We start from the raw sequence: 16287 nt of genomic DNA, 5'->3' as shown, positions 1-16287 counted from the left end.
GTGTCATGTGCCCGTCCTCCCTCGTCGGCATCCGGGCAGCAGCGACGGTCGCGGCGGCGGCGCTCCTCGTCGCGGCATGCGCGAGCACCCCGCCCACACCGGCCTTCACCGAGGACCTCGTCGAGCATGCGGGGGTGGCGGCCGAGCGGGTCACGCTGGAGGACGGTGTCGAGCTCGCCGTCGGAGGCGACGGCGAGAAGTTCCTCCTCCAGTGGCGCGAGGCAGACGGCTCCGGATGGACCGAGCCGAAGCGCCTGGTGGAGGGCCCTGGGCTGGAGGCCTCCACGGTCACCCTGCAGGCAGCCGGTGACACCGCCGTCGTGCACACCGCCTGGTACGCCTACGACGACGACGAGCGCGAGACGCACGCACGTCTCGACGCCGCAGTCTGCCGAGACTTCTCGTGCGAGACGGTGCGCCAAGACGTCGCCGGCCTCCCGATGGTGGACGCGGACGGCGAGTTCGCCGCCGTGCCCACCGACGAGGACTCCCTGGCCTTCGCGATCTGGCGCGACGGGGCTGACGCCTGGGAGGACGTCGTCCTCACCGGGCCGCCCATCGCACCCGAGGAGGTGCTCGGGGTGCCGGACGTGCGTCTGCTCGCCGACGGCAGCCTCGCGACGATCGTGGGGCGAGACGACGCCGGTGTCTGTGTCTTCGACCTCTGGATCGCTGAACCGCACCGGACCGAGCTGGAGGTCGTCGCCTCCACCGCGCCGCGGGAGCAGGGCGCCTGCAGCGCGGAACTGCTGGAGACGGACGGCAAGAAGGTCTCGTTCTACGACCGGCCCATCGACGCCGAGGTCACCTTCGCCCTCGAGGGCGGTCGCTGGGTCGACGACCTGCCGGACGCCGGCGGACTGCTGGCCCTCGGCACCGACGACGGGTTCCCGATGCTGCTCACCGACCTCGACGACGGGTCCACCGTCGCGGTCGGCTCACCGGACCAGCGCCGCATCGTCGCCCAGCGACGCCCCGCCGGCGAGGAGACCTGGTCACCCCCGCGGACGGTGGCGCGAGCCGAGCCCGGACAGGCGTGCCAGTACGCCGAGCCCGACACCGTCTACGAGCACACCGACGTGATGTACCTGGTGCTGTGCTGGCCGCGCGGCTCGGCGTGGGGCACCCAGTACGACGACGCTCCCCCGCCCAGCACCGGCGTCGCGCTGGCGAGCGCCGACGGCAACACGTGGGTCGCCGAGTCCCTGACCGAGCCGGCCTACGACACACAGTCGCAGACGAGCGCGGCGCTGGTGCTGGCCAGTGGCCGCGACCGCACGCTGGTCTGGCGCGCCGGGGCCGAGGAGTTCCAGGTCGTCGACCTGCCGCTGGCCGAGCCCACGGTCGACGCGGTCGCCATCTTCGGGGACACCGCGATCCGGGTCACAGGCAATCCCGACGACCAAGCAAGGTGCCGCCCGACCTGGAGCGTCGCCCCGGTCACGGCCCGCCGTTGGGGACCCGCCTCCCCGATCACCCCGATCCCCGCCTGGGCCGCCCCTGCGAACGAGTGCTACGGCGTCATCATCGATCAGGCGGACAACTACGGATCCTCGCGCCCGGGCCAGGTCATCCGAGTCGCCGCGGTCCTCGACGGCCGCAACGGCAGCATCGACGGAGAGCTGCACCGCGTGGGCGGGCAGTGGCGCTTCCACAGCACCGGAGGCTGACTGGGAAGTGCGGCCCTCGGGCGTGACCTGGGCTCCTGGCAACATCGCTGTGCCCTAGAACGATCCGCCTCATCTTCGTACGCTGAGCGCCGCGGCCGCTCGGTCTGGCGCATCGCATCTCGCTTCGAGTCCGGGGCAGGGCGGCACAGCGGCATCCTCGTGAACTTCAACCAAGACAAACGAACCGCAAAGGATGATTCGCCCATGGCTCGAAGTGCTGTCCTGATCCCGCTGCTGCTCGCCAGTTCACTGTTTGTGACTCCCCCTGCCCACAGCGCGTCCGAGATGGTCCGTGACGACTACAACCGTTCAGTGCCAACCCAGAACCTGAAGAGTGCGTCGTTCTCCTATCGAGAAGACTCCGTCGTGATCCGAATCAACATGGAGCGTCTCAGCAGGAAGAAAACGGTGCTGGTCTGCAAGTACATGCGGCGCGGTGGGACCACTATCCAGGTCGTGACGAAGTACGTCCGCGGAGAGAAACGGGTCATCGTCAGCAGCTCCACAGACTCGTTCAAGTCACTGCCGTCCCGGTATGCCACGGCGGAATGGGACTTCAGGAGGGACAGTGTTCGGATCTCACTCGACGACGAACTGCTCTACGGCCGTCGAGCGTCGTTCCTGGCCTGGTCTCAGGTGAAGGGCGCGAACCACGGTAACCCCCAGGGCGATTCGGCGTACGTCTCCAACCTTCGGAGAGGTTGAGATCACCGAGCATCTGGCAGGTGCTTGGGCAGAGGCTCAGGAATCACCGGCCTGACTGGTCCCGACCCCGACGACACGAGCCCGCCCGCCGCACAATGCGGCGGGCGGGCTCGTTTCACTTACGACGAGGTCCGGGCCCTTCAGAGACGCTCGATGATCGTCACGTTCGCCTGGCCGCCGCCCTCACACATCGTCTGCAGCCCGAACCGGCCGCCGGTGCGCTCGAGCTCGTTGAGCATCGTCGTCATCAGGCGCGTCCCGGTGGCGCCGATCGGGTGGCCCAGGGCGATGCCGCCGCCGTTGACGTTGACCTTCTCGTGCGGCGCGCCGGTCTCCTTCATCCAGGCCAGCACGACCGAGGCGAAGGCCTCGTTGCACTCGAAGAGGTCGAAGTCGTCGATGGACATGCCGGTCTTCTCCAGCGCGTGCGCGGTCGCGCGGATCGGGCCGGTGAGCATCCAGATCGGGTCGTCGCCGCGCACCGAGAGGTGGTGGATCCGCGCCCGCGGGGTCAGGCCGTGGTCCTTCACCGCCTGCTCGGAGGCGATCAGCATCGCCGAGGAGGCATCGCAGATCTGCGAGGCGACCCCCGCGGTGATCCGCCCGCCCGGAGCCAGCGGCTGCAGCCCGGCCATCTTCTCCAGCGAGGTCTCGCGCGGGCACTGGTCGGTGTCGAACACGGTGCCGTCAGCGAGGGTGACGGCCTCGATCTCGCCGGCGAAGCGGCCCTCGGCGATCGCCGTACGCGCCCGGGTGTGCGAGGCGAGCGCGAACTCCTCCATCTCCTCGCGCGAGATGTCCCACTTCTCCGCGATCATCTCCGCGGAGTTGAACTGGGAGACCTCGACGTCACCGAAGCGCGCCTGCCAGCCCGGCGACTGCGCGAACGGGGTGGTGAAGCCGTACTGGTCGGCGACCAACATCGCCGCGGAGATCGGGATCGCGGACATGTTCTGCAGGCCGCCGGCGACGACCAGGTCCTGGGTCCCCGACATCACGCCCTGCGCGGCGAAGTGCACCGCCTGCTGCGAGGAGCCGCACTGACGGTCGATGGTCACGCCGGGCACGTGGTCGGGCAGCCCCGCGACCAGCCACGCCGTGCGCGCCACGTCGCCGGCCTGGGAGCCGATCGTGTCGCAGCAGCCCATGATCACGTCGTCCACCGCACCCGGGTCGACGCCGGTACGACGCATCAGCGCGGACAGCGAGTGCGCGCCCAGGTCGGCGGAGTGCATCGCGGCGAGCGCGCCGCCCCGCTTGCCGACGGGCGTGCGGACGGCGTCGACGATGTAGGCCTCGGGCATGGGGGTCTCCTCAGGTGACAGGGAAAATTCAGGACTTGGCGGCGATGCCGTCGAGCAGGATCGAGAGGTACTGGTCGGCGACCACGTGGTGCGAGGTCTCGCCGCCGGGGCGGTACCAGCGCACGGCGACCCAGACGGTGTCGCGCACGAAGCGGTAGGCCAGCACCAGGTCCAGGTCGTCGCGCAGCACGCCGGCCTCGACGCCCTCGGTGAGCAGCGTCATCCAGACCTGGCGCAGCTGCGCCTGGCGCTCGGCGAGGTAGGAGAAGCGCTCGAACCCGCCGAGGTAGTCGGCCTCGTTCTGGTAGATCGCGACCTCGTGGCGGTGCTGGTCGATCGCCTCGAACGAGAGCCGCACCACCCGCTCGATCTTGGTGCGCGGGTCGTCGTCGCTGCGCAGCACCTCGTCATAGGCGCCGAACAGCTCCTCCTGGAAGCTGCGCAGGATCTCGTCGACCATCGACTCCTTGGAGTCGAAGTGGTGGTACAGGCTGCCCGACAGGATGCCGGCCGCGTCCGCGATGTCGCGCACCGTGGTGTTCTTGAAGCCCTTCTCGGCGAAGAGCCGCGCGGCGATCGCGAGCAGCTCGGCGCGCCGGGAGGGTCCGGTGGCGGCGGGGGACATGGCAGGCTCCTGTCGGGGTCTCAGGCGTGCTGGCTGCTGACGGACACGACCTCGCCGGTCATGTACGACGCGTAGTCGCTGGCCAGGAACACCATCACGTTGGCGACCTCCCACGGCTCGGCGGCCCGGCCGAACGCCTCGCGCTGCTTGAGCTCGGCGAGCAGCTCGTCGCTGGTCACCTTGGCCAGGAACGGGTGCATGGCCAGGCTCGGCGAGACCGCGTTGATCCGGATCCCGTGCGGGGCCACGTCCAGGGCGGCGCAGCGGGTCAGCGCCATCACCCCGGCCTTCGCGGCGGCGTAGTGGGCCTGGCCCTCCTGGGCGCGCCAGCCGATCACCGAGGCGTTGTTGACGATCACGCCGCGCTTGCCGGCGGCGACCATCTTGTTGCTGGCCGCGCGCACGCAGCGGAAGGTGCCGGTCAGCGTGATGTCGAGGACGCGCGACCACTGCTCGTCGGTCATCTCCATCACGTTGACGGTACCGCCCAGGCCGGCGTTGTTGATCATGATGTCGACGCCGCCGAACTCGTCCGCGGCGTCGAGCAGCGCAGCCACCTGGGCCTCGTCGGTGACGTCGCAGACCAGGCTGCGCACCCGCTCGGCCCCGAACTCCTCGCCCAGCGCGGTCTCGGCCTCGGCGAGCCGGCGCGCGTGGGTGTCGGAGAAGATCACCGCCTTGGCGCCCTCCTCCAGCGCGCGTCGTACGACGGAGGCGCCGATGCCGGCGCCGGCGGCGGCGGTCACCACGACCACCTTGCCGGCCAGCAGGTCGTGGCCCGCGACGTAGGCGGGGGTGGGCTGCTCGGGACGCTGGACGCTCATGCACGTGCCTCTCGGGTGGGAGCCTTCGGCTCACGGGGAAGGCCGAGCACACGCTCGGCGAGGATGTTGCGCTGGACCTCGTCGCTGCCGCCGTAGATGGTGTCGGCGCGCGAGAACAGGAAGAGTCGTTGCCACTGGTCGAGCTCGTAGGCGCCCTCGGCCTTGGCGGTCAGCCCGGCCGGGCCGGCGACCTCCATCGCCAGCTCGCCGAGGCGGCGGTGCCAGTTGCCCCAGACCAGCTTCGCGATCGAGGCCGCTCCCCCGCCGGCGGAGGAGTCCGAGCCGCCGGCGACCGCGGAGAGCCCGCGCATCGCGTTGAGCCGCATCACCTCGAGCTCGACCTTCGCGCTCGCCAGCCGGTCACGCAGCACCGGGTCCTCGAGCGCGCCGGTGCGCCGCGCCAGCTCGACGACACCCTCGAACTCGCGGGCGAAGCCGACCTGCTGGCCCAGGGTGGAGACGCCGCGCTCGAAGCCGAGCAGCCCCATCGCCACACCCCAGCCCTTGCCGGGCTCCCCGACCACCATGTCGGCGCCGGTGCGGGCGCCGGTGAAGAAGACCTCGTTGAACTCCGAGCCGCCGGTGAGCTGCTCGATCGGGCGGACCTCGACGCCGTCCTGGTCCATCGGCACCAGCAGGAACGACAACCCGGCGTGGCGCTGCGAGCCGGGCTCGGTGCGCGCGATCACGAAGCACCAGTCCGACAGGTGGGCCAGCGAGGTCCACACCTTCTGCCCGTCGACGACCCACTCCTCACCGTCGAGGCGGGCCCGGGTGGCCACCGCGGCCAGGTCGGAGCCGGCTCCGGGCTCGGAGTAGCCCTGGCACCACAGCTCCTCGACCGCGACGATGCCGGGCAGGAAGCGCTTCTTCTGTTCCTCGGTGCCGAACGCGATCAGGGTGGGGCCGAGCAGCTGCTCGCCCAGGTGGTTCACGGTGGCCGGCGCGTCGGCGCGGGCGTACTCCTCGTAGAAGATCACCTGCTGCATCAGGCTCAGCCCGCGCCCGCCGTACTCGGTGGGCCAGCCCAGCGCGGTCCAGCCGTGCGCGGCCAGGTGCCGGTTCCAGGCCAGCCGCTCCTCGTGGGCCTCGTGGTCGCGGCCGGGGCCGCCCAGTCCCTTCAGGGCGGCGAAGTCACCGACCAGGTGCTCGTCCAGCCACGCCCGGACCTCGGCCCGGAAGGCCTGGTCCTCGGCGGAGTAGCTCAGATCCACGGCATGGGTTCCTCTCGGCATCGGGTCGGGCTAAGGTAGCCTACCAAGCACTTGCTTGGGAACCGTGTCGTCGGTCCCCGGCGCCCGACCAGGGAGGACCGCGATGTCATCGGACCAGCCACTCACGCTGCCCGCCGCTCTGCGCCGAGCCGCGCAGTCCTTCGGCGCCCGCGCGGCGGTGGTCGACGCCGGCGACCGCACGTCGTACGCCGAGCTGCTCGACCAGGTCCGCGCCACCGCCGGCGGGTACGTCGCGCTCGGCGTGCGCCCCGGCGACCGGGTGGTGGTCTGGGCGCCGAACAGCCGCGAGTGGATCGTCGCCGCGCTGGCCGTCAGCTACGCCGGCGCCACGCTGGTGCCCGCCAATACCCGCTACACCGGCCACGAGGTCGTCGAGATCGCCGAGCGCACGCGCGCCTCGCTGCTGGTGCTGGCCGACGGGTTCCTCGGGCGCGGGCAGCTCCGCGAGGTCGTCCGGGCCGCCGAGGCGCTGCCGAACGCCCACCGCGCCCACGCCGACGAGGACCTGGTCCCCGGCCTGCCCCACCTGCGCGCGGTCGTGCGGATCGGCGAGGGCGCCACACCCGCCCACATCACGCCGTACGACGCGCTGGCCGGACTCGCCGGCGACCTCGCCGCCGTCGACGAGCGCGCGGGGGCGGTCTCCCCCGACGACATCGCCGACATCCTGTTCACCTCCGGCACCACCGGCCGCTCCAAGGGCGTGCTCACCGCGCACCGCCAGACGATCAGCGCCGCCCAGGTGTGGGGCGAGACCGTCGCCGTCACCGAGGGCGACAGCTACCTGCTGGTGAACCCGTTCTTCCACTCGTTCGGCTACAAGGCCGGGATCCTGGTCTGCCTGCTCAACGGCGCGACCATGCACCCGCAGGCCACCTTCGACGTCGCCGAGACCATCCGGCTCATCGAGGAGGAGCGGATCACCGTCCTGGCCGGAGCACCGACGATCTTCCACTCGATCGGCACCTCCCCCGGCATCGGCCGGCGCGACCTGAGCTCGCTGCGGGTCGCGGTCACCGGCGCCGCGACGGTTCCGGTCTCGGTGATCGAGATGATGCAGCGCGACCTCGCCATCGAGACCGTGGTCACCGCCTTCGGGATGACCGAGTGCGTCGTGGCCACCATGTGCCGCCCCGGCGACCCCGCCGAGCTGGTCGCCGCGACCTGCGGCCTGCCGGTCGAGGGTCTCGAGCTGCGCATCGTCGACCCCGAGAGCGGTGTCCAGCGCGGCCCGGGCGAGGAGGGCGAGGTCCAGCTGCGCGGCCCGATGGTGATGCAGGGCTACCTCGACGACCCGAAGGCGACCGCCGAGGCCATCGACCCCGACGGCTGGCTGCGTACCGGCGACGTCGGCAAGGTCGACGAGCGCGGCTACCTCGCGATCACCGACCGGCTCAAGGACATGTACATCTCCGGCGGCTTCAACGTCTACCCGGCCGAGATCGAGCAGGCGCTGACCCGCGTCGAGGGCGTCCTGGACGCCGCCGTGGTCGGCGTGCCCGACGAGCGGATGGGCGAGGTGGGCCTGGCCCACGTCGTACGCCGCCCGGGCAGCACCCTCACCGCCGGGCAGGTCCTGGACGGGCTGCGCGAGCGGCTGGCCAAGTTCAAGGTGCCGCGCGAGGTCGTCTTCGTCGACGAGCTGCCGCGCAACCTGTCCGGCAAGATCCTGAAGAACGAGCTGAGGAGCGGCAGTTGAGCGCCACCCCCACGGCCCCCGAGGTCGTCACCTACGACGTCGAGGGCGCGGTCGCGCGGATCCGGCTGAACCGGCCCGAGTACCGCAACGCGCAGAACAGCGCGATGACCTACGCCCTCGACGCGGCGTTCACCCGCGCCGTCGACGACGACACGGTCAAGGTGATCGTGCTGTCCGGCAACGGCGAGCACTTCTCCGCCGGCCACGACATCGGTACCCCGGGGCGTGACGTCGACCAGAGCTTCGAGCGCCGCGCGGTGATCTGGTGGGACCACACCGACAAGGAGGGCGGCGACTCCCGCTTCGCCCGCGAGTCCGAGGTCTACCTCGGCATGTGCCGGCGCTGGCGCGAGATCCCCAAGCCGGTGATCGCGATGGTGCACGGCGCCTGTATCGCCGGCGGGCTGATGCTGGCCTGGTCGTGCGACTTCATCGTCGCCTCCGAGGACGCGTTCTTCGCCGACCCGGTGGTGCGGATGGGGATCCCCGGGGTGGAGTACTTCGCGCACCCGTGGGTGATGAACCCGCGCGCCGCCAAGGAGCTGCTCTACACCGGCGACCGGTTCGGCGCCGAGCGCGCCCGCGAGCTCGGCATGGTCAACCAGGTGGTGGCCCGCGCGGAGCTCGAGGAGACCGTGCTGGCGATGGCCGAGCGGATCGCGGCGATGCCGCGCTTCGGGCTGGCGCTGACCAAGAAGGCGGTCAACCAGGCCGAGGACCTCCAGGGCCTGCGCGCCGGGATGGACTCGGTGTTCGGGCTGCACCACTTCGCCCACGCCCACAACGCCGAGGTGTCGCGCGACTCCCTCGGTGGCCTCGACGCCAAGGCGATGGCCGCGCACAACAGGAAGCACGCAGACGACGACACGAAGCAGGCAGGCACCCGCTGATGGATCTGACCCTCTCCCCCGCCGAGCTCGAGTTCCAGGCCGAGGCCCGCGCCTGGCTGGCCGCCAACGTGCCCAGCACGCCGCTGCCCTCGATGGACACCGAGGCCGGCTTCCGCGCCCACCAGGAGTGGGAGGCCAAGCTGGCCGAGGCCCGCTGGTCGGTGGTCTCCTGGCCGAAGGCCTACCACGGCCGTGAGGCCTCGCTGGTCGAGTGGGTGATCTTCGAGGAGGAGTACTACCGCGCCGGCGCGCCCGGCCGGGTCTCCCAGAACGGCATCTTCCTGCTCGCCCCGATCATCTTCGACCACGGCACCCCCGAGCAGCAGGACCGCTTCCTGCCCTCGATGGCCACCGGCGAGAAGGTCTGGGCGCAGGCCTGGTCCGAGCCCGAGGCGGGCTCCGACCTGGCGTCGCTGCGCTCGACCGCGCGCCGTGACGAGGCGCGCGGCGGCTGGGTGCTGAACGGGCAGAAGACCTGGTCCTCGCGGGCGTCGTACGCCGACTGGGGCTTCGGGCTGTTCCGCTCCGACCCCGAGGCGGCGCGCCACAACGGGCTCACCTACTTCCTCTTCCCGCTCGACGCGCCCGGCATCACCGTGCGCCCGATCGCCCAGCTCGACGGCGAGGCCGGGTTCGCGGAGATCTTCTTCGAGGACGTCTTCGTGCCCGACGCCGACGTGCTCGGCGCGCCCGGCGACGGCTGGCGGGTGGCGATGAGCACCGCCGGCAACGAGCGCGGGCTCTCGCTGCGCTCCCCGGGCCGCTTCTGCGCCGCCGCGGACCGGCTGGTGTCGCTGTGGCGCTCGCGCGGGGCTGACGTGCCGTCGGCCGCCGACGGGGTGGTGGACGCGTGGCTCAAGGCGCAGGCCTACCGCTTCTACACCTGGGGCACCGTCACCCGGCTCGCCGGCGGCGGCGAGATGGGCGCGGCCGGGTCGGTCAACAAGGTCTTCTGGTCCGAGCTCGACATCGCGCTGCACGAGACCGCGCTCGACCTGCTGGGCGCGGAGTCCGAGCTCGAGTCGGCGTGGACCGACGGGTACCTGTTCTCGCTGTCCGGGCCGATCTACGCCGGGACCAACGAGATCCAACGCAACATCGTGGCGGAGCGGATCCTGGGTCTGCCCCGCGAGCCGAAGGGAAGCACCGTGAAGAGCGAGTCGAAGGGAGCGACCCGATGAGGTTCGTGCTCACGTCCGACCAGGAGGACTTCGCCTCCTCCCTCGACGCGCTGCTGAACGCGTCCGACACCGTCGCGGTGGCCCGCGCCTGGGCCGCCGACGACACCGCGCCCGGGCTCAAGCTGTGGTCGCGGCTGGCCGAGCAGGGCGTGAACGCGCTGCTGGTGCCCGAGGAGTCCGGCGGCATGGGGGCCAGCGCCGTCGAGCTGGCGATCGCCCTGGAGACGCTGGGCCGCCACGCCGTGCCCGGTCCCTGGGTGGAGTCCGCGGCGTACCTGCCGGTCGCGCTGGCTGACGAGGCGGTCGTGGCCGCGCTCGCCGAGGGCGCGGTCGGGAGCGTCGCGGTCGCCCCGCACACGCCGTACGCGCTGGACGCGGACGTCGCCGAGCACCTGTACGCCGTCACCGACGGCGCGCCCGCGGGCGCCAGAGCCGGTGAGCTGCGCCGCTCGGTGGACGGGACGCGGCGGCTGTTCTCGGTGACGCCGGGCGCCGCGGTCGCCGGTGGCGACCTCGAGCGGGCCTTCGACCTCGCCGTGCTGGCCTGCGCCGCGCAGCTGCTCGGCGCCGGGGAGCGGCTGCTCGCCGACAGCGTCTCCTACGTCAAGCAGCGCAAGCAGTTCGGGCGCGAGATCGGGTCCTACCAGGCCATCAAGCACCAGCTCGCCGACGTCCGGATCGCGCTGGACTTCGCCCGGCCGCTGGTCCTCGGGGCCGCGCTGTCGGACGGCTCGGAGGACTTCTCGCGCGACGTGTCGGCGGCGAAGGTCGCCGCCGCGGACGCCGCCTACCGCGCCTCGCGCACCGCGCTGCAGGTGCACGGCGCGATCGGCTACACCTCTGAGTTCGACCTGAGCCTGTGGATCACCAAGGTGCGCGCGCTGGTCGCCGCCTGGGGCACCACGGCGTACCACCGGGCGCGGATCCTGGACGCGCTGGTCGCCTCGTCGGCTTCGGCCGCTTCGTCCGCCTCGTCCGCTTCGTCCGTTGGGCAGGGGGTCTGAGATGGAGTTCGGGCTCTCCGAGGAGCAGCAGGAGCTGGCCTCGACCGTGCGGTCGCTGCTGGAGCGGCGCGCCGACAGCCAGGCCGTCCGGTCGGCGGCCGAGTCGCCGAGCGGGTACGACGAGGCGCTGTGGGCGACGCTGTGCGAGCAGATCGGCGCCGTGGCGCTGGGCATCCCCGAGGAGTACGACGGCGCCGGGTTCTCGCTGTTCGAGACGTTCGTGGTGCTCGAGGAGCTGGGCCGGGCGCTGGCGCCCTCCCCCCTGCTGGCCTCACTGGTCGCCGCGGAGGCGCTGCTGGCCACCGGCGACGCCGACGCCTGCGCGCGGCTGCTGCCGCGGGTCGCGGCCGGCGAGCCCGCCACGCTGGCCTGGTCGGGGACCGCGAGCCTGCCCGGCGAGGAGCCGGTGCGGGCCACGGGTGACCTGCTGAGCGGGAGCGTCTCCTGCGTCCTCGACGGGGACGTCGCCACTGTGCTGGTGGTCGCGGCCCAGGCCGAGGACGGCGTCGCGCTGTTCGAGGTCGACCCGGCGGCGGTGACCCGGACCCGCACCCAGGCGATGGACACCACCGTGCGGCTGGCCACGCTGACCTTCGAGGAGACCCCGGCGACCCGGCTGGGCGGCTCGGCCTCTGCTGCGCTCGAGCGGGCGCATGTGGTCGGCGCCGCGGCGGTCTCGGTGCTCGCCGTCGGCTGCGGCCAGCGCGCGCTGGACATGACCGTGGCCTACGCCAAGGAGCGCGAGCAGTTCGGCCGCCCGATCGGGTCCTTCCAGGCGCTCAAGCACCGGATGGCCGACATGCTGATGCTGCTGGAGATGTCCCGCTCGGCCTCGCTGGCCGCCGGGCACGCCGTCTCGCTCGGCTCGGAGGACTCCGCTCGCCTCGCGGCTGTCGCCGCGTCGTACACGGGGGATGCGGTGGGCCGCATCGCCGCCGAGACCGTGCAGCTGCACGGCGGGATCGCGATCACCTGGGAGCACGACGCGCAGCTGGTCTTCAAGCGCGCCCACGCCCTCACCCAGCTCTACGGCCGCCCCCACCAGCACCGCGCCCTCCTCCCCCTCTAACCCCACCCATCTCCACCCCCTCTCCCCTCCCCCCCCGCTTGCCGACCCGTCACTCGCTCGACCAGACACGCCGTGTACGGCGGAGCCAGTGACGGGTCGGCGGGTGGGGACGGCTCATCCCGGTTCGTACGACGCACGCCGCGGCGCGCCGTACCGGACTCCGATGCGTCGACGCGGCTGGTGCGGCGCCTGAGATTCCCTCGCTGATCGTCGTCGCCCGACAGACCTCACACGACGCCAACTCCCCCGGTATGGCGGCGCGCACGTCCCAACTGGCAGGTAACTGGAGATCCTCACGCACCTGGTGCCTGGGATGCTCCAGTTACCTGCCGGTCACCACGAGTTTCCGCTGGCCGGACGGCGCCGGCCCTCATCCGATAGAGGCTCCGCGCCCCACGCCCGTTTCGCGGAGAGCTGGGTCCCGCCACGCAGCGACGGACCCCGCGCCACCCCATCCGCCCGCATCCGCCCGCGCCGACCCGTCACTCGCTCCGCCGAGCTCGGCGTGTTTGGTCGAGGGAGTGACGGGTCGGCGTGGGGCGGGGTGGGCGGGGCCCTGGGGGCTGGGGGCTGGGCTGGGCTGGGGCTGGGCTGGGGCTGGGGTGTGGGGTTACTGGTTACTTGGCGAGCCAGGCGTCAGCGAAGTCGGGCATGTACTCCGCGCCCAGCTCCACGCCGTGCACGTTCTCGTTCCAGGCGTGCACGGCCGCATTGGCGCCGGTGACGACGAGCGGCACGTCCTGGTTGAAGAGGTCCTGGATCTCGTCGAGGACGGCCTGGATCTCCTCGTCGGTGTCGGCGGCCTGCAGATCCGCGAGCGCGGCGTCCATCTCCTCGGAGGCGTAGCCGGTCTCGTTGCCGTAGCTCGTCGAGCTCAGGCTGCCGACCAGGCGGTGGTAGGGGTCGGACTCCGAGACGCTGAGCGCGCCGCGGGCGAGGTCGAAGTCGTGGTCGACGAAGACCCGGTTTGTCTGGTCGGCGATCGAGGCGACCAGGTCGGTCTTCACGGTGAAGCCGACCCGCTCAAGCATCGCCTTCATCGCCACCGCCTGGGTGCGCGAGGTCGGGTCGGTGCCGTCGAGGTAGCTGATCACACCGTCGAAGCCGTCGGCCTTGGCCTCTTCGACCAGCTTCTTGGCCTCCTCCAGGTCACCCTCGAGCGCGGCGTCGCTGGTGTCCCACTTGGACTCCGGCGGGAACATCTCCGTGCCCGCCATGCCCTTGCCGTCGTAAGAGCGCTTGTAGTCGAGCTCGGGGTCGTAGGCCAGTGCGATCGCCTTGCGCACGCGCGGGTCGGAGCCCGGGTAGCCCTCGCGGTGATTGATCGAGAGGTTGTTGCCCAGGCTGGTCAGCGTCAGATGGCCGGCCATGTCGGCATCGACCACCTCGTGGACCACCTTCGGGTCACGGATGAACGCCACGTCCGCGCTGCCGTCCTCGAGCGCGTCCAGCTTGGCCTCGTCGGCGAGCGGCCAGAAGATCCGGATGCCGTCGAGGTGCGGGGCGCCGTCCCAGTAGTCCTTGTTAGCGACCAGGGTGAGCTCCTCGGCCGGCTTGTACTCGTCGAGCATGAACGCGCCGGCGCCGATCGGCTTGAACTCCGCGCCCGCGTACGACGCCGGGGCGACGATCATCCCCACCGCCTGGGACAGCATGGCCGGGAACCGCGCCCAGGCGTTGTTGAGGTTGAAGACGACCGTGCGCTCGTCCTTCACGTCCATCCCGGCCAGGTTCGGCGCGAGCATCGCGGTGTCCACGCCCTGGTTCTTCATGTACCAGTTGATGCTGCCGACCACGGCCTTGGCGTCCAGCGGCGTGCCGTCGGAGAACTTCACGCCCTCGCGCAGGGTCAGCGTCCAGGTCTTCAGGTCCTCGCTGCTCTCCAGCGACTCGGCCAGCTTCGGCTCGAACTGCTGCGTCTCGGTGTCGAGGGTCATCAGGGTGTCGTAGACCGCGACCATCGCGCCGCCGCCGGAGGCTCCGGTGGCGTAGCTGGCGGCGGGGCTGAGGCTGCGGATCTCGCCGTAGTCGGCGAAGTTCAGCGTCCCGCCGTCGACCGGGTCGCCGGCCTCGGGCTGCTCGCCGATCACGCCGAACGAGTAGCGCCCGCGGTCCACCGAGGCGCCCTTCTTCTCGTCGGCGTCGTCGTCCTCCGACGACGCGCATGCGGACAACAACAGGGCGCTGACGACGGCAGCGACGGCGAGACGGACGCCAGGGGTCGAGTTCACGGGGGTTCCTCCAGGTCAGGATTCAGACAGGTAGACAGGCAGACAGTCAGACAGGCAAGCGGGGGGTGAGGCGTGCTCAGTCGGGTACGACGCGTGCGGTGGCCTTGATCTCCAGGCGCGGACCGGGCCGGCCGCCGCCGATCTGGGCCGCGCCGATCGCGGTCCACGCGGGCCAGGGCGCGCTGAGGCGCAGGTCGCGCACGCGCATGAACGTCGGTACCTGCGAAGCCATGTCCAGGTGGAAGGTCAACAGGTCCACCACGTCGGCCAGGCGCGCGCCACCGGCCTCGAGGACCTGGGCCAGGTTCGTGAAGGCCAGGTCGATCTCCTCGGCCAGGTCGTCGGGCACCGAGCCGTCGGCGCGGGTGCCCAGGACGCCGGAGCAGTGCAGGGTGTCCCCGGCGCGCACGGCCGGCGCCAGGTGCCAGGTGGCGTAGGCCTCCTCCTGGCCCGCGGGGATCACCGGGATGAACGCCGCGGGGGCCGAGCCCTCGTCGTACCGGCTCTCGACGGCGGGAGCCTCCACGGTCGTCGGGGCGGCCTCGTCCCACGCCGCCGCGAAGACCTCGTGCGGGATCGAGTCGCGCCACTGCCCCGACAGGACCAGCTCGGCGCCCAGCCGGCCGATCTCGTCGGCGGCCATGGCGCCGCGCTCGCCCTCGACGAGCACCACGGTCCGGTCGTCGGCCCAGTCGATGTAGGGGCGGTCGGAGTGGGTGGCGCAGACCAGGCACGGCCGGGTCCGCATGGAGAGGATCTCGACGCCGGGCAGCAGCTCGCTCAGCAGCTCGCGCGCCTCCTCGACGTCCGCGGCCCGACCGCCGGTGCGCACCCAGGCGGCGATCTCGTCGCGGCCGGTCAGCGGGTTGGCCAGCAGGCTGCTCCCGGAGGTCTTCAGGTACCAGCGGCCGTCGGGGTACTGCACGGGCGCCATCACGATGCCGCCGTAGGCCATCGCGCCCTCGCGGACCTTCATCATCATCATCGTCGGCATCTGGACGGCTTCGGGTCCGCTGACCTCGGCCAGCACCACGGTGGCGCCGTAGGTGGTCGTCCTCAGCGGCCGCTCCAGCAGCCCGGTCGCGTTCGTCGCGGCGCCGGTGGCCAGGACGACGCGGTCGGCGGTCCACGAGGCTCCGCCGCGCGAGGTCACCCGGACACCGCCGGCGACGCGGGTGGTGGCGACCACCTCGTCGCGCACCAGCTCGGCACCGGCCGCGATGGCCGCCGTCAGCTCCGCACGGACCAGCGCGCGCGGGTTGAGGATGAAGGCGTCCTGCTCGCGCAGCGCGACGTGGCCGGGCGGGAAGGTCAGGCTCGGGTACGCCGCGGCGAGCTGGTCGGCGTCGAGGTGGTCGACGGCGACGCCCAGGTCGGCCGCGTTGCGGGCCAGCAGCTCACGGTCGAACCAGAGCGAGGAGGTGGCGCCGTCCGGCAGCACCGTCACCGAGTGCGTGGGCGTCAGGAAGTCGACCCCCGTGCGCGCGATCAGCCCATCGAACCGGCGCCGGCTGCGCATCGTGAGCAGCGAGGTCGCCAGCGGCACCTCGAGGACGTGGCACAGCCGACCCTGGTCGTAGTAGCCCGCCCAGGTGCCCTCGTGCGACGCGGTGTCCTCCGGCTCCTCGGGTCCGATCAGCAGCACCCGCGCCCCGGACTCGGCGGCGTGGCGCGCGGTCGCCATACCGAGCGGGCCGGCGCCGATCACGGCGAGGTCGTACGGCGTGGTGTCGGGGGTGTCAGGGGCGTCGAGGGGGTCGGGCACAGGCGTCTCCGGGAACGAGGGGAAGGCGGAGCCACAGCATCCATGGCCTGCCGCCTTAAAGCAACACTTTGTTGCTTTAAGGGTC

At 71.8% G+C, this 16287-nt stretch carries 13 protein-coding genes; 7 read left to right on the top strand and 6 right to left on the bottom strand.

What is annotated here, in order from left to right; all coding sequences use genetic code 11:
* Nucleotides 1-5 precede the first annotated feature (5 nt).
* Nucleotides 6-1670 (top strand): hypothetical protein, encoded by a 1665-nt coding sequence (locus AC6EH9_RS17010; RefSeq protein ID WP_498424768.1) that lies wholly within the window; start codon nt 6-8, stop codon nt 1668-1670.
* Nucleotides 1671-1829: 159 nt separating this feature from the next.
* On the top strand, nt 1830-2375 hold the full coding sequence (locus AC6EH9_RS17005; protein ID WP_498424766.1) for a hypothetical protein: 546 nt from the start codon (nt 1830-1832) through the stop codon (nt 2373-2375).
* A gap of 140 nt (nt 2376-2515) precedes the next feature.
* Here AC6EH9_RS17005 and AC6EH9_RS17000 read toward each other — a convergent pair whose 3' ends face one another.
* From AC6EH9_RS17000 to AC6EH9_RS16985, 4 genes are read right to left on the bottom strand one after another with little or no spacing between them, the layout of a single operon-like run.
* A complete protein-coding gene (locus tag AC6EH9_RS17000) occupies nt 2516-3679 on the bottom strand; it encodes an acetyl-CoA C-acetyltransferase (protein WP_498424764.1) in 1164 nt (387 codons plus the stop codon).
* A 28-nt stretch (nt 3680-3707) separates the two neighbouring features.
* A complete protein-coding gene (locus AC6EH9_RS16995; RefSeq protein ID WP_498424761.1) occupies nt 3708-4304 on the bottom strand; it encodes a TetR/AcrR family transcriptional regulator in 597 nt (198 codons plus the stop codon).
* A 20-nt stretch (nt 4305-4324) separates the two neighbouring features.
* Nucleotides 4325-5128, bottom strand: coding sequence for an SDR family oxidoreductase (locus AC6EH9_RS16990; RefSeq protein ID WP_498424759.1), 804 nt, complete (start codon nt 5126-5128; stop codon nt 4325-4327).
* Nucleotides 5125-6342 carry an acyl-CoA dehydrogenase family protein gene (locus AC6EH9_RS16985; RefSeq protein ID WP_498424757.1) on the bottom strand — a complete coding sequence of 406 codons (1218 nt, stop codon included), beginning with the start codon at nt 6340-6342 and terminating at the stop codon, nt 5125-5127. Before AC6EH9_RS16985 ends, AC6EH9_RS16990 begins: the two co-directional genes overlap by 4 nt.
* Before the next feature lie 103 nt (nt 6343-6445).
* On the opposite strand from AC6EH9_RS16985, the gene AC6EH9_RS16980 reads away from it, so the two are divergent.
* Genes AC6EH9_RS16980 through AC6EH9_RS16960 form a run of 5 tightly spaced genes read left to right on the top strand, consistent with a single transcriptional unit; the run spans nt 6446 to nt 12206 of the window.
* Complete coding sequence (locus tag AC6EH9_RS16980; protein ID WP_498424756.1) at nt 6446-8062, top strand: FadD3 family acyl-CoA ligase; 1617 nt, start codon at nt 6446-6448, stop codon at nt 8060-8062.
* A complete protein-coding gene (locus AC6EH9_RS16975; protein ID WP_498424755.1) occupies nt 8059-8952 on the top strand; it encodes an enoyl-CoA hydratase in 894 nt (297 codons plus the stop codon). The genes AC6EH9_RS16980 and AC6EH9_RS16975 overlap by 4 nt, the downstream gene beginning before the upstream one ends.
* Nucleotides 8952-10133 (top strand): acyl-CoA dehydrogenase family protein, encoded by a 1182-nt coding sequence (locus tag AC6EH9_RS16970; protein WP_498424752.1) that lies wholly within the window; start codon nt 8952-8954, stop codon nt 10131-10133. Before AC6EH9_RS16975 ends, AC6EH9_RS16970 begins: the two co-directional genes overlap by 1 nt.
* Nucleotides 10130-11137, top strand: coding sequence for an acyl-CoA dehydrogenase family protein (locus tag AC6EH9_RS16965; protein WP_498424750.1), 1008 nt, complete (start codon nt 10130-10132; stop codon nt 11135-11137). Before AC6EH9_RS16970 ends, AC6EH9_RS16965 begins: the two co-directional genes overlap by 4 nt.
* 1 nt (nt 11138) lies before the next feature.
* Entirely contained in the window at nt 11139-12206 is a 1068-nt protein-coding gene (locus AC6EH9_RS16960; protein ID WP_498424749.1) for an acyl-CoA dehydrogenase family protein, read from the top strand.
* Between the two features lie 617 nt (nt 12207-12823).
* Here AC6EH9_RS16960 and AC6EH9_RS16955 read toward each other — a convergent pair.
* Together AC6EH9_RS16955 and AC6EH9_RS16950 are read right to left on the bottom strand one after the other, a co-directional pair.
* Nucleotides 12824-14437, bottom strand: coding sequence for an ABC transporter substrate-binding protein (locus AC6EH9_RS16955; RefSeq protein WP_498424747.1), 1614 nt, complete (start codon nt 14435-14437; stop codon nt 12824-12826).
* 76 nt (nt 14438-14513) lie between these two features.
* On the bottom strand, nt 14514-16202 hold the full coding sequence (locus AC6EH9_RS16950; RefSeq protein ID WP_498424745.1) for an FAD-dependent oxidoreductase: 1689 nt from the start codon (nt 16200-16202) through the stop codon (nt 14514-14516).
* Nucleotides 16203-16287: the final 85 nt, after the last annotated feature.

This window comes from Nocardioides sp. Z21_20 (assembly GCF_059766585.1).
This window is presented reverse-complemented; position numbering and strand designations above follow the sequence as displayed.